This is a genomic window from Shimia sp. MMG029 (genome assembly GCF_027947445.1).
Classification (GTDB): Bacteria; Pseudomonadota; Alphaproteobacteria; order Rhodobacterales; family Rhodobacteraceae; genus Shimia.
This window is the reverse complement of sequence record NZ_JAQJIM010000010.1, coordinates 1-13,694: the sequence shown is the minus strand read 5'-3', so window position 1 is coordinate 13,694 and position 13,694 is coordinate 1. Positions and strand designations below refer to the sequence as shown.

At 54.5% G+C, this 13,694-nt stretch carries 10 protein-coding genes and 2 pseudogenes; 8 read left to right on the top strand and 4 right to left on the bottom strand.

Going from position 1 to position 13,694, the window contains the following annotated elements:
* Positions 1 to 72: 72 nt before the first annotated feature.
* The 3 genes and pseudogenes from PJL69_RS18215 to PJL69_RS18205 form a co-directional block, all read right to left on the bottom strand.
* A complete protein-coding gene (locus PJL69_RS18215) occupies positions 73 to 1,110 on the bottom strand; it encodes a helix-turn-helix transcriptional regulator (protein ID WP_271310947.1) in 1,038 nt (345 codons plus the stop codon).
* Positions 1,111 to 1,379: 269 nt separating this feature from the next.
* Positions 1,380 to 1,706: pseudogene (locus PJL69_RS18210) on the bottom strand (DDE-type integrase/transposase/recombinase); the annotation flags it as partial.
* Positions 1,669 to 2,262 (bottom strand): annotated as a pseudogene (locus PJL69_RS18205) (tyrosine-type recombinase/integrase); the annotation flags it as partial. The pseudogenes PJL69_RS18205 and PJL69_RS18210, both read right to left, overlap by 38 nt.
* A 116-nt stretch (positions 2,263 to 2,378) precedes the next feature.
* Here PJL69_RS18205 and PJL69_RS18200 point away from each other — a divergent pair.
* The 8 genes from PJL69_RS18200 to PJL69_RS18165 all read left to right on the top strand — a co-directional run bounded on the left by PJL69_RS18200 (position 2,379) and on the right by PJL69_RS18165 (position 13,295).
* Positions 2,379 to 3,446 (top strand): helix-turn-helix transcriptional regulator, encoded by a 1,068-nt coding sequence (locus PJL69_RS18200; protein WP_271310946.1) that lies wholly within the window; start codon positions 2,379 to 2,381, stop codon positions 3,444 to 3,446.
* A gap of 254 nt (positions 3,447 to 3,700) precedes the next feature.
* On the top strand, positions 3,701 to 5,929 hold the full coding sequence (locus PJL69_RS18195) for a TonB-dependent receptor (RefSeq protein ID WP_271310945.1): 2,229 nt from the start codon (positions 3,701 to 3,703) through the stop codon (positions 5,927 to 5,929).
* Between the two features lie 112 nt (positions 5,930 to 6,041).
* The gene (locus PJL69_RS18190; RefSeq protein WP_271310944.1) at positions 6,042 to 7,739 is read left to right on the top strand and encodes an ABC transporter ATP-binding protein; all 1,698 of its coding nucleotides are present in this window, start codon (positions 6,042 to 6,044) and stop codon (positions 7,737 to 7,739) included.
* Positions 7,732 to 9,483: an ABC transporter ATP-binding protein gene (locus PJL69_RS18185; RefSeq protein ID WP_271310943.1), complete on the top strand. Its 1,752-nt coding sequence runs from the start codon at positions 7,732 to 7,734 to the stop codon at positions 9,481 to 9,483. Before PJL69_RS18190 ends, PJL69_RS18185 begins: the two co-directional genes overlap by 8 nt.
* Before the next feature lie 9 nt (positions 9,484 to 9,492).
* Positions 9,493 to 10,449, top strand: coding sequence for an ABC transporter substrate-binding protein (locus PJL69_RS18180; protein WP_271310942.1), 957 nt, complete (start codon positions 9,493 to 9,495; stop codon positions 10,447 to 10,449).
* On the top strand, positions 10,446 to 11,438 hold the full coding sequence (locus PJL69_RS18175) for a FecCD family ABC transporter permease (protein WP_333781890.1): 993 nt from the start codon (positions 10,446 to 10,448) through the stop codon (positions 11,436 to 11,438). The genes PJL69_RS18180 and PJL69_RS18175 overlap by 4 nt, the downstream gene beginning before the upstream one ends.
* Positions 11,435 to 12,490: a FecCD family ABC transporter permease gene (locus PJL69_RS18170; protein ID WP_271310941.1), complete on the top strand. Its 1,056-nt coding sequence runs from the start codon at positions 11,435 to 11,437 to the stop codon at positions 12,488 to 12,490. The genes PJL69_RS18175 and PJL69_RS18170 overlap by 4 nt, the downstream gene beginning before the upstream one ends.
* Positions 12,483 to 13,295, top strand: a complete 813-nt coding sequence (locus tag PJL69_RS18165; RefSeq protein ID WP_271310940.1) for an ABC transporter ATP-binding protein — start codon at positions 12,483 to 12,485, stop codon at positions 13,293 to 13,295. Before PJL69_RS18170 ends, PJL69_RS18165 begins: the two co-directional genes overlap by 8 nt.
* Positions 13,296 to 13,472: 177 nt before the next feature.
* Here the strand turns inward: PJL69_RS18165 and PJL69_RS18160 are convergent.
* Positions 13,473 to 13,694, bottom strand: a 222-nt coding sequence (locus tag PJL69_RS18160; protein WP_271310939.1) for an integrase core domain-containing protein, incomplete at its 5' end; no start/stop codon positions are given.

Sequence of the window (13,694 nt, the reverse complement as noted above, 5' to 3'; positions counted from 1 at the left end):
AAGAAACAAACTGAAACACGGATTGATTGTTTCTGTTCTGCCAATCTTTTTAAGATTTACGCCATCAGCGGATTATCGCAAGTCTTTGCTTTTGATGAGCAAAACTCTGTCTTGTTTCGGAGTATTACCTGTTCTGCGCCGATAAGATTGTGTAAAACTGCTTTGATCTGAGAACCCGCTCATATGTGCGATTTCGGCCAATGAGAGGTTCGGATCACTCAGGAATGCGCGCGCCAGTTTGATCTGTGTCTCTGACACCAGATTTCTAAAACTCTGGCCCTCCGTTTGCAGACGCCGGTTGAGGGTCCGTTCAGACATTCCCAGTTTGCGCGCAAGGTCAGAGAGCTTAGGCCGCTCGACCGCCATGCCGTGCAGGAGGTGACGTTCTATCAATTCCGTGAGCGTGGGAGGGGCCTCTACATTTTGGCTGAGCAATACCTCGCCATAACTCGTCAGGTGCCTGAGCAGTTGTGCATCCGCGCCGCGAATGGGCGTTTCCAAAACCGAGCTTGGGAAACGTATGTAGTTTTCTTTTGCGCCAAGAGTTACCGGGCAGGCATAGATTTTCGACAGTTCGGCCTGACCTGAGCGACGCGGATTGGCCAAGCCGATCTTTGTCACCAGATCTGCTTTGTGTGTTGCGGCGCGAAACGCACCCAGCATCGCAGCCAGCGCAAATTCAACCAGATGAGTTTCGAGCAGAAGCGTTGCGCCAACGCCATCGATGATGAGATCAATATGGTCCGTCGTCTGGCGCAGTTCGATACGCGCTTTGGGGCGCGTAACCGGGGTGAAGTGCTGTACATGGTGGATTGCTTGCAACAACGTGTTTGAATTAAACAGAATATAGGTCAGCAATGAGGTGTTGCGTGGATCAATCGCCATACCCAATTCAGCGCCCGCCCAAGGGGTGCCGAGACGCTCTGCCAAGATCTTTAGAATTGCGGCTTCTGATCCCCGCGGAATGGGTTCGCCGCTTTCGGTCAAATGATCTTCGCGCAGCCTTGCCGCGGCCAGAGCATCTTGTCGATAGTCCTGTAAGTGCGGCAGGTCTAGAATAGACCGCACCCAGTGATTGGGGATGACGTCGGCTGGATCAATATCTGCCATAAAGACCTGGTTCCCAATATAAGGCCGCAAAAGGCATCTTGAGGCTGGCGTATTGTGCGCAGCTGGTGGCCAATACTGACTGTTGTTTGCATCAAACGTCCGAATTTGGCCAGTCTTCAAGCGGAAATTTGGCGAGCGTGTAAGCGATGTTTCGGAGCGAGAGGAACGAAATCCACTGGTGTGTCGAATGGGTGTTGGCCCTATGCCGTTTCTATTCTGCCCCAAGTGCTCGTTTATGCGGCTTGAGCTTCAAAGGCCAAGAAGCTTTTTCAGTGGACGGGTTTCCAGCCCAATGCCGAGTGCCGTCGACGCGGATTGTAGAAGCCATTGATGTATTCAAAGATCGCCACTTCAGCTCGTCTCCGCGTTTTCCATGACCTGCGCCAAATCAGCTTGGCCTTGATGGTTTTGAAGAACGTTTCAACGGCAGCATTGTCGTAGCAATTGCCCTTGCCACTCATCGACACCTTGAAGCAATGCTGGCGCAGAAACTTCTGATAGTCGTGTGAACAATATTGCGATCCGCGATCCGTATGATGAATGCAGCCTTTGGGCGGCGCCCGGAAAGCTATGGCCATGTTCAACGCTCGGATCGCGCCAGTAGTCCCGCAAAAGCTCCAGCAAGGATGGCGACAACATGACATCGCAATCTTTGCCGCCCTTGCAGCGCTCGACATGAATCAGCATTCGATCACTGTCGATATCCCGCACCTTGAGGTTTGTTGCCTCAGACGCCCGCACCCCCGCGCCGTACCCAATGCCGAGCGCCGCCCGGTACTTGAGATCCGGTCCCGGGGCTGCGGACAAAATGGCCGAGACCTCTTCGAAGCTCAGCACAATCGGTAGCTTCCGAGGCTCGGTGCGGAACGGCATGAACTTCTTCATGTCCTCGCGCTTACAGGTCATGCCGAAAAGGAACCGAAGCGCCGTGATCCGAGAGTTATAGACTGACGGCGTAACCTCTCTGTCGGGCATGTGAAGCTGATACGCGCGCAGCTCGTCCGGCGTTGCAGAGTCAGATGAACGGCCCCAAAACGCCGTGAACTCCCTCAGCGCCCTGATATGCGCCTTCTGCGATGTCTCCGCCATCCCGCGAATACGCACGTCCTCGATCATCCGCGCACACGGCGGGCTCATCTTCTCCTGTGTCATGGGAGCAACGTTCCTTTCGCTTCGCCAACCTGACAAAGCCCTCAACACACATCGCCCGGCCAGATCCTTGATGCAACGTTTCGCTTGGGATATGGTCCGCACCGTCAAGCAGATTGATGACGCAGGCAATCGCCCACGCACACAAACCATTTCAAACTTGGGGAAACGTCGTGGGCATATCCGAGAACTTCAAAGATTTTCAGATTGGTTTGGATAAACCAACTGTCATCCGATTGGCCGAAGCCCTCGCAGCCGCCGCCCCCAATTCACGTGTTATCAAGGGCCAGAGCAAAGCACTGCCTGGCCCGCCGAATGCCGTGCTCACTGGGCAATACACCTCCCTTGAAGTGGCGAAAGATATTCACTTTTTCTCTTGTGACATGGTATTCGACACCCTGTTTCAAACCCGCGGAACGCTGCCATCATCTTTGTGGGTCGGTGCGTTGTTCAGCGGCGCGTGGCACACTCGTATTGATGGCCTTGATGTCAGCCTACCAGCCGACGGAACCCCGCGGATTATTGTCAACTCCGAGCGCTCCCAATATCTGGATCAGCCCACAACGCAGGATCGCATCAGGATGGCGTCTTTCCTGATCGGCGCGCACTTTTTTGAACGCGCGGCTCAGGATGATCCAAACAACCATTTGGGTGGACTGCATCGGCACTTTCAAAACGGCCTGCAAATGCAGGTACTGCCACAAGCACAGGGTATTCGAGATAACTTGTTGCGTCTGCTCAACAATCCTTATCGCGGCACCACGGCCGTGATCTACATGGAAAGCCTGATAATGGCCTCCCTGTTCAGCCTGGCAGAGCAGTTCCCCCCCCAAGATCACCCGGTCGAAATTCATTCCGGCGAGCGCCAATTGATTGCCTATGAAGCAAAGGCGATGATTGATGATGCCCCAGAGGATTTCACGTCCATCGTGTCTTTGGCCCAAAAGCTCGGGAGCAATGAAAGCACGTTGCAACGTCAGTTCAGAAAGGCGTTTGGCACCACCATTTTTGATTACGTGCTGCGCACCCGCATGCAATCAGCGCACGTCTTGGTACGCGATGGGCATTTGTCGATTTCAGAAATATCTTATCGTGTGGGCTATAACAGCCCGGCAAACTTCTCCACCGCTTACAAACGCTACTTTGGTAACAGCCCGGTGCAAGACCGCCTCATCCAGCCAAATTGACGGCACTAGGCAAAACGTCGGCCCAATATTGGCTCAGGCATTTGAAAATCAACAAATGGAGGGATCGCAAAAGCCAAATCCTGTTTTGCAAAACCCGCATCTGTCGCGAGGTATGAGCCCCGCTGCTAAACAGCTCCCATTCGGGCAGCGCCACATGTTTACGTTGCTCTTTTCCTCAATGCTGTGACCTTGACTGATGCCCACTCGCGTCTTGTTGAGGTCGTTGCGCAGACGACTATGGGATGGGTGCCGCAATGACACTTCACTTTAAATCTCTTTCCAACACTTCAGCGTTTTATCGCCACCTGTGGCAAACAACAGCGCTGCTTCTCTTGGCATCCGCAGTGCCTACATTCGCGCAAGATTCGTTAAGTCAACAGGTCGTTGCAGCCGATGCCACCGAAACTCTAGATGACGGTGATTTCACTTACATCGGCGAGATCGTCATCTCCGCACGCCGCGTCGAAGAGCGACTAGCGGATGCGCCGGTTCCTGTTAGCGTCGCGACAGACGATAAACTGGGCACTGGTGGTATTGATAACCTCAGAGACATCGCCAAGCTTGCACCGAATGTTCAAGCCTTCGAAGCCAGCGGCACCTCATTTGTCATTCGTGGCGTTGGCTCACAGTCTGTACAGGGGATTGGATCAGAGGCGGGTGTCGGGTTGTTTGCTGACGATGTCTACCTTGGCAATCCTGATGCGGCACCACAATTCCTTGACGATCTGGAGCGGGTTGAAGTGGTGCGCGGTAGCCAAGGCACGCTTTACGGGCGTAATACCATCGGAGGCGCGGTCAATCTGGTGAGCCGCGAACCCGGCGACGTCTTTGGCGGAGAAACAGAAGTTTCCATTGGATCAGATGGTTACTTCCGCTTGCGTGGAGGGTTTGACGCACCACTCACCGAAGACGGCCGGTGGTTGAGCCGGACGTTCCTCAGCCTGACGCAACAGCCTGATGGCATCACAAACCTAGCCACCGATGAAGATGATCTTGGCCTGAAAGCGAGTTCGGGCCGCTTCACGTTGCTGGGCCAGGTGACGGATCGTACAGAGCTGAAATTCACGCTCGACGCAGAGAAAACTGACAATGATAGCCGCGGGGGCTGGGCCCCTGTGCCGCTGGCACTCGAACACAAATCTGACCTCGACAACCCAGCGCACCGCGATGACAAGCGGTATGGCGCGATGCTGCGGATCGATCATGACTTCGATTTCGCCACCTTCAGCTCCATCAGCGCCTATCGCGGCTTTGAAGAAGATATGCTGCTGGATGGCGATTTCACTGCAGGCCCGTATGACCCAAGCGTTGGCGCGTTCCCTCTGCAACAAGGTCAAGTTCAGGATCAAAGTCAGTTCACACAGGAATTCCGCCTGAGCTCCAACAATCAAGGCGATCTTTCCGCCGGAGAGTTGAGCTGGAATGCGGGTCTCTTCTTCATGCACGAAGACTACGATGGCTATCAATTCTATGACTTGGCAGGCATCTCCGCAGACCAGACCAGCCGCAACTTGCTAAACCGTAGCGGTGACACATTCGCAGCCTTCGGTAATTTCACCTATCAGGCCACCGCTGATCTTAGCCTGACCGTCGGTGGGCGCTACACCTATGAAAACAAGAAAGGCAACGTCGCTGTCGCCAGCCCGTCGGGTACATTCTTCTTTGGGCCGCCAATGCAAGGCAACGCGGATGTCAGCTTTAACAACTTCAGCCCGGAGGCGAGCATTGACTATCGCCTGCGCAATGGTGGGTTGCTTTATGGTCGGATAGCTTCAGGGTTTAAGTCTGGTGGCATTTCACAGTTCTTCAACGCCGATGGCAGCGTCAACACCTTTGATCCGGAAACCTCCACCACATATGAAGTCGGCCTGAAAACCCCCGTGTTCAATGATCTGGGCTGGCTTGAGCTGAACGTCTTCCACACCGATTGGGAAGATCAGCATGCCAATGTTTTCATCTCAGATTTCCAGAGGGTCACAGCGAACGCATCCTCAGCCACGTCACAAGGTGTCGAAGTCACCTTCCGCACCGATCTAACACAGGATCTGTCCTTTGGTGCGAGCTATGGCTACCTGGATGCCAGCTATGACGATTTTGTCTATTCGTACTTTTCTGCCGGAAGCGGCAGCACGCAAACTGTTGATTATTCCGGAAACGACGTACCGCTATCTCCAAAACACTCTGCAGGCCTGTCTCTAGATTGGGAACGTCCGCTGGCAAACGGCATGACCCTGACAGCAAATGGAGCCTACACCTATCGCAGCAGCTATACCTTTGATCCGGTTGGGGCTTACCGCCAGCCAGACACCCATCTGGTAGACGCCTCCATCGGCGTGCGTGGCGACTGGTGGGAAGTAAGCCTATGGGCCACCAACCTGCTGGATGACGACTATCTGGACAACTACTTCCTGTTCGGGGGTACTGACTATGGTGTTGGAGCTCCCGGACGCCGCGTCGGTCTCACATTCAAGAGTGTCTGGTAACATGCGCAACGCCTCACAGCGGGCTCCGGATCAAACCGAATCTGCACCGAGATCAGGACTTCTTGACAGTCTCTCCCTCGTTTCCGGCTCTCTTGGGCCGGAACGCACCAGGATGTTGGGATCTATTGCGCTGGCAACGGTCTCTGTTCTTGCTGAGATGGTACCAATCTGGGCCGTATCTCGCTTAGTTTCACTGCTGGCCGAAGGCCAGCAGACCACAACATCTTTTTTGCTCATGGCTGGGGTCATGGCGCTTGCCATATCAACGGCCTATTTTTGTTTCGGCCTCGCAACGCGACAGTCACATATCATCGCCTTCAACCTGATTCATGCGCTGCGGATGAAACTCGCGCGGCAATTGGCTTGCCTTACGATGGAAAAAGCTGGCGGCATGACCAGCGGTGAAGCCAAACAAACCATCATCACTGAGCCTGAGAAGCTCGAATTGATGATCGCCCATGCCATTCCAGAAGGCTCCAGCGCCTTTATAACTTGGCTGATAATGAGCGGATGGCTGTTCTATGTCGATTGGCGCATGGCTTTGGCTTCCGTCATTTTGACACCAATTGCATTTGTCTGCATGGGGCTTGCGATCCGCCAGTCTTACAGCTCGATCGAAGACGTGCAAAAAACAAGCTTGGCTATGAACGCAGCAATGGCGGAATTCATGGCAGGGCTGCCAGTGGTCAAAATGTTCAACGCCACGTTGGACAGTCAGGCAAGCATAAGCCGCACAGTGGTTCAACTTGCAGATATGCAAAGCGCAATGGGGCGCGCCTATGTGCCTATGGGGGGCACGTTCTACGCGCTAATCCTGGCCAACATTACCGTAATATTAACGGTTGGCGTCTGGTTGATGCAGGCAGGTCAGATCGACCTGACCACCTTGCTCTTCTTTGTGATCCTTGGGGCAAATTACTCGACACCTCTGATGCGGTTATTCGATCTCTTCCACCACTTCGCCCAAATCTCAATCACCGCCGTGACCGCCCAGCGTTTGCTGGCTCAAGAACCGCAATTTGACAGCCGCAATGACACCCCTCTGAAAAATCATAGCGTCACATTTGAAAACGTAGAAGCATCCTACGGCGAACATAAAGTGCTCCACCAAATCGCAATGGAAGCCAAAGAAGGACAGACCACAGCGCTGGTGGGCCCTTCCGGCTCAGGCAAAAGCACACTGGCGCGCATCGTTCCTCGCTTGCTGGAGATAGACAGTGGCCGCATAGAAATTGGCGACCAAAACACCCAAGACATTGCTCTGTCGCGCTTGATGAGCGACACGTCAATGGTCTTCCAAAACCCGTTTCTTTTCACAGATACGATTGCTGCAAACATTCGGTTCGGCAATCCGCTCGCCAGTGATGCGCAAGTACGTACCGCAGCCCAAGCGGCCCAAGCTGACGGATTTATTTCTGCTCTGCCTGAGGGATACGACACAGTGATCGGTCAGGGAAAACAGTTGCTGTCGGGGGGGGAGCGCCAGCGCCTCTCCATCGCTCGTGCCATGCTGAAAGACGCGCCAATTGTCATATTGGACGAAGCCACCGCCTTTACTGACCCTGACAATGAAACCGAGATTCAAGCCGCAATAAGCACGCTAAGCCGCGGCAAAACGTTGATCGTCATTGCGCATCGACTTCATACAATCGTTCATGCCGATCAGATCATTGTGCTGAACCACGGCCGCATCGTTGAGCAGGGCACGCACGATACCCTCCTCGCGCGTCAGGGACTCTATGCGCAGATGTGGCGCGACTATACGGATGCAAACGCCATGCGTCTGAGTGCCGGAGGACACGATGTCTGACAAAACACCAGAAATTTCCACCCTGCTGAGAGTTTGGAAACTGGCTGGCGACTTGCGCCGCCCTCTCGCACTGGCAATCAGTTTCCGCTTCGCGCAGTCCTTCGCACTTGGGCTGGCCTATGCTACTGCGATTTGGGTGGTGACCGGACTGATCTCAGGCGATGAGATGACAACAAAATGGGCCGCTCAGATCTCCGCATTGATGGCAATTTCTTTGGCGGGGCAACTGATCTTTTCCTTCCTGTCGGTGTCGCGCGCCTGGGATGCCTCGTTCCAAATCGGCAAGCATCTGCGGTTGGAACTTTTGGCGCATCTGGCCCGCTTGCCAATGGGGTTTCACTTGTCACGGCACAAAGGTGACAGCCTGACCCTACTGACAGCCGATATTGCAATGATCGAGGGCTTTTTGTCGGATGGTCTCGCCAAGGTTATTCAAGCCCTGTCCTTGCCCTTTATGGCGCTGATCTTCATGGGGGCCCGTGACTGGGTTCTTGGGCTGGCCATGTTCGCCAGCATCTGCACCGCCATCCCAGTCTCAATTTATCTGCGACATCGCTTTGGCAACTTTGGTCTACAAAGACAAACTGTTCAGGCCGAAGCCGGTGGTGTGATGGTCGAGTACATGCAGGGCATCGACGTGATCCGCAGCTATAATCAAGTTGCAGAAGGCCAAAGCCGTTTCCGCGCTGGCTTGGACAAGTTTCGCGCTGTCTCCATCCAAATGGTTGTGACTTTGGTGGTGCCCATGCTCAGCTTTGCTGCTGTGATTATGCTCGGCATGCCGCTGCTCGTCGCTGTTGCAGGCTTACGCTTGTCTGCAACACCTGAGGCAGATCTGACCATTGCCCTGGTGTTGATGTTTTCCGTCTACGGGCCTTTGATCGGACTTGTATCGGTTGTTGAGCGTATTCGCATCGCAGAAGCGTCTTTGGATCGACTAGAAGACGTGCTCTTGGCAAAACCATTACCAGTCTTGACGCCCACACATGACCCAAGCGACAGCGCAATCACCTTAGAAAAGGTGGGGTTTGCCTATGCGCCAGACGCCCCCGTTCTGAAAGAGATCAGCTTCACCGCCCCGCCGCGCAGCATGACAGCCATTGTTGGCCCATCCGGCTCTGGAAAATCGACCATTCTTAACTTGGTCGCACGGTTTTGGGATGTCACCGAAGGCATTCTGTCAATCGGTGGCGCAGATGTGCGCCACATCCCATCAGACAAGCACCGCGATCTGGTCAGCATGGTGTTTCAGGATGTCTATCTGTTTGGAGGCACCATCCGAGACAACATCGCCGCAGGTCGTGAAGGCGCAACACAAGTTCAGATCGAGTCAGCAGCCCGCAAAGCACAAGCTCATGATTTCATTTCGAACCTGCCCCAAGGCTATGACACAGAAGTCGGTGAAGGTGGCGCACATCTCTCTGGAGGAGAACAGCAGCGTGTTTCGATTGCGCGTGCCATTCTCAAAGACGCCCCGATCATCCTCTTGGATGAGGCGACCGCCGCGCTAGACCCTAGCAACGATCTGGCAATTCAACGTGCCTTAGCCGCACTCGTCTCTGAAAAAACACTGATCATTGTCGCTCACAAACTGACAACCATTCGTGCGGCAGATCAAATCCTGGTGTTGGACCAGGGCAGCATTGCCGAACGCGGCAACCATGATCGCCTGATAGCCAAGGGCGGCCTCTACGCCAAAATGATTGATCGCAAAACCAAAGCCGCCAATTGGCGCACACCCTGAGGACACACTATGCTTTCACGTCTCTCCCTAACCGTCTTTCCAGCAATTTTGTGCTTTGCGTCACCGTCCTTCGCAGACAATTACCCATTGACAGTCACCGACGGTCGCGGTGCAGAGGTAACTCTGACCGAGAAACCAAATCGCGTGGCTGCACTTTGGGTGCCCGCCGCTGATCTTCTGGTGAAACTGGGACAACCCGTTGCAGGCGTGACAACCTATGAAGGCCAAATGCCTGTCTATCTCGGTGAAACCGTGTCAGGAGCCTTGGACCTGGGAGATATTACATCTCCAAATCTGGAACTTCTTGCTAGTTCTGACATTCACCTCACGGTGGGTATGACGTCCTACAACGCGCCTTATGCTGATCAGATCGAACCTGTCAGCACTTTCCTGACCTACGATTCTTACCGACTTAACGATGCTATGGAGGCCGTCCAATCGCTGGGGAACGCTCTTGGTGCAGCTGAAGACGTGGAAAAACTGAACGCTGATTTCACAGCATTGATGGCAGACTATGCCTCTCGCGCGCCTGAGGAAGCGCGAGAGGTGATGTTGATCTGGTCGTATCAAGATACGCTTTTTGGATACCAAAATGGACTGACGGCCACAGACATCATCGCCGCAACCGGTGCGACTAACCCGCTGGGAAAACTGCCCGAAGGTGACAGCCCTGACACCGGGTTTACCATTCTAGAAACTGAGGATCTGCTCGCCCATGATCCCGATGTGATCCTCATGTTCATTTCTCATGGTGGTCAGCCAAAATACAATCCGGCCTACGAACGTATGACAGCTTACAAAAACGGTACGTTCTACAGCATCGGATACCAGTACTCTCAACCCTCCGGTCCCATCGCTCGCGAAATGGTTCTGCGTGAGGCGGGGCATTTGATCTATCCAGATGTGTTTGACGCACCAGAATTGCCAGAAACGGCCCGCGCCGTTCCTGTGGTGTTCAATAAATGACACGGGGCGCTGTCCTGATCCCAATGTTGCTCGGCCTGTTGGGACTGGGTGCAGCGCTAAGCCTGGCGTGGGGCGCGCATGATACAAGCATGAGTCAAGCGTTGCGCTTCCTCTGGCAGGATGATGGCTCCAACCCAGCATTTGCGGTTCGCGCGTTGCGCCTGCCGCGTGTCTTGTGCGCAATGGGAGTCGGGGCCGCGCTAGCACTTTCAGGGGCGATCATTCAAGTGGTCACCCGCAACCCGCTTGGCGACCCTGGATTGACCGGTGTCTCAGCCGGTGCGGCCTTTGGCGTTGCACTCGCCCTGACCTGGTTGGCGACAACGGCGGAGGCCATCATGCTGAGCGGCATTGCCGGGGGGCTTCTGGCCGCCACTCTAACGTTGCTTATTTCAGGAAAGCCCGGGCAGGCAGACGGACCAGGACGCCTGATCCTCGCAGGTGTCGCCGTATCCGTTTTTTTCATTGCCGCAACCGGCGTTGTCATGGTTTTGGCACGCGCTTCAATGCAGACGCTCTATTTCTGGATGATCGGAGGCTTCATAAACCGCGGCTGGGCTGAGTTCGTCATGTTCTGGCCTTGGGCACTCGCGGCAGGTCTGTGCGCCTTCATAAGTGCTCCGGTTTTGCGCCTACTCCTATTTGAAGATGACATGGCCGCCGCCATGGGACTAAAAGCAGCGCGCTGGCGCGTGATAACTGGGCTTATCTCAGTAATCTTGGCCGCCAGCGCCGTCGCTGTGGCAGGCCCCATCGGCTTTGTTGGTTTTGTGGCTCCCCATTTGGCACGCATATGCCTGACAGATCGCAGCCGGACACTGATGTGGCTTGGGCTTACTCTCCTGATCGGTGCCACACTCGTGGTCTGGGCAGATACAATTGCTCGCCTTCTCTTTGATGGGCGCGCGCCAGCCGGCGTGGTGGTTTCTGTCGTTGGCGGTGGCGTGTTCCTGTTGCTTCTTCCACGCCTACAACGGAACGCCCTATGACAATCACGCCTCGTTTTCCCACAGAAAAAGCTCTTGGGTTGTTTGGAGTGCTGGCTTTGATAGCTCTGGCTTCTTTGCGATATGGCGCAATCGATCTAAGCTGGACGGCTTTGATTGATGTGGCGAATGGCACAAAAAGCAGCGACGCCGCGATCCTGATGAACTATCGGGCGCCGCGCACAATGGCAGCAATCGTTATCGGTATCTACCTTGGATGCGCGGGCTTAGTCTTCCAAACGGTTCTGCGCAATCCACTGGCAGACCCTACCCTTTTTGGTGTCTCAGGTGGCGCAGGTTTGGCAGTTGTTGGTGCCATGTCCGCAGCCCTGTTCTTTAGTCCCGACAACACAGTTTCGCGCTATAGCTCTCATATCCCCATGACGGCCGTACCGATCATTGCGCTTTTTGGTGCATTGGCAGCAACGGCACTCGTTTTGTTGTTAAGTGGCGGGCTCACGCAGTGGCGCAACTTTTCGCCAGTGCGATTGATCCTGACAGGCGTCATTGTATCTGCTGTATTGAATGCGATTGTTATGGCCTTGGTTCTAAGCGTCTCCGAGTCTCAAACAGAGCTCGCTATTCTTTGGCTGGCCGGCTCTCTTTATGGGCGCAGCTTTGACAACATATTGCCCACGCTACCATGGGGCCTTTTGGGCCTGATGATTATCTGGGTGATGCGTCGTCATCTGTCGATTTTACGCTTTGATCCAGACAGCGCCACGGCTCTCGGTGTGGCGCCCGCGCAGGTTTCTTTATTGCTTTTGGCGGTGGCAGCTGGCTTGGCGGCCAATGCTGTTGCAGTGGCCGGCACCGTCGGATTTGTCGGGCTCATCGTGCCTCACATCACACGCCGCATCATGGGGGCAGATGTTGCCTCAACACTTTGGGGATGTGGATTAATCGGCGCCATTCTGGTCTGCGGCGCAGATGTTATGGGACGCTGTCTTGCGCCACCGCTCGAGGTGCCTGTAGGGATGATGACCAGCCTCATAGGCGCCCCTGTTCTTGCACTTCTGATCTGGCACCTGCACAGGAGAAACAACAATGCTTGAAGCCCGTGGATTGTCTATCGGCTATGGTCGCCGCGATATTTTGAGCGGTATCGATCTACATCTTAAAGAAGGTGAAATCTGTGTTTTGATAGGTGCAAATGGGTGTGGCAAATCAACCCTGCTCCGCACACTTGCTGGTCTGGAAACCCCCAGCAAAGGGAGTGTTCACCTGTCAGGCAGCCCGATCAACAAGCTGTCCCGTCGAGAGATTGCGCGCAAGATTGCAGTCATGACCCAATCCCCAACAGGACCGGAGGGGCTGACCATCGCGCAATTGGTCATCCACGGTTTGTTCGCACGCAAAGGACTGTTTGGCGGTTCCGAAACAGCAGAAGATCGCCGGGTGGTACAAGATGCTCTGGAACAGACCGGATTGAGCAACTTTGCAGATCGCCGTTTTGATGCGCTTTCTGGTGGAGAGCGACAGAGAGTCTGGATTGCGCTGGCCCTCGCCCAGCAGCCGCGGTTGTTATTGCTTGATGAGCCCACGTCCTATCTCGATATGGGGCATCAACAGGAAATCCTCACGCTCTTGTGCGATCTCAGAGATCAACGCGGGTTGGGCATTGCCATGGTTTTGCACGATATAAATCACGCCATCTGGTTTGCGGATCACATCGTCGCGCTCAAAGATCGCAGGATCATCGCCCAAGGGCACCCTGCCGAAGTGGTGACACCGGAACTGGTATATGCACTTTATGGTGCACGTGTGTCACTGCTGTCAGACCCAACAGACATGCGCCCCTATTGTGTGCCAGAGGGCCGGATAAACCTAGGTTCCAATCCCCGCAGCGCCGCATCTTAACGCAGCGCAAGCCATTGCAATTCCACTGCTGCGAAGAATCCTGAAACTTATTCGACACATCAGCGCATTTCGTGGAACTGATCCACTAATTGCGTATATTGGTAAGGTTATCGGTATTGACCTGAGGCCAGAGTTTCCTCCAGTTCAGGGAGAGTCCTTGGATTTTGTTTGATGTCGTTACGCGGCCAGTTTGTCCATGTTCATTTTCTCTGCAAATTCCCTCGGTGTCAGGTTTCCGAGCACCGAGTGGGGTCTGTGGGTGTTGTACTCCTCCTGCCATGCTTCCAGCACTTCCCGAACTTCGGCCGGTGAAACGAAGAGCGTTTCGTTGAGGCATTCGTCGCGTAGCTTGCCGTTGAAGCTTTCGATGAATGCGTTCTGTGTCGGCTTTCCCAGCGC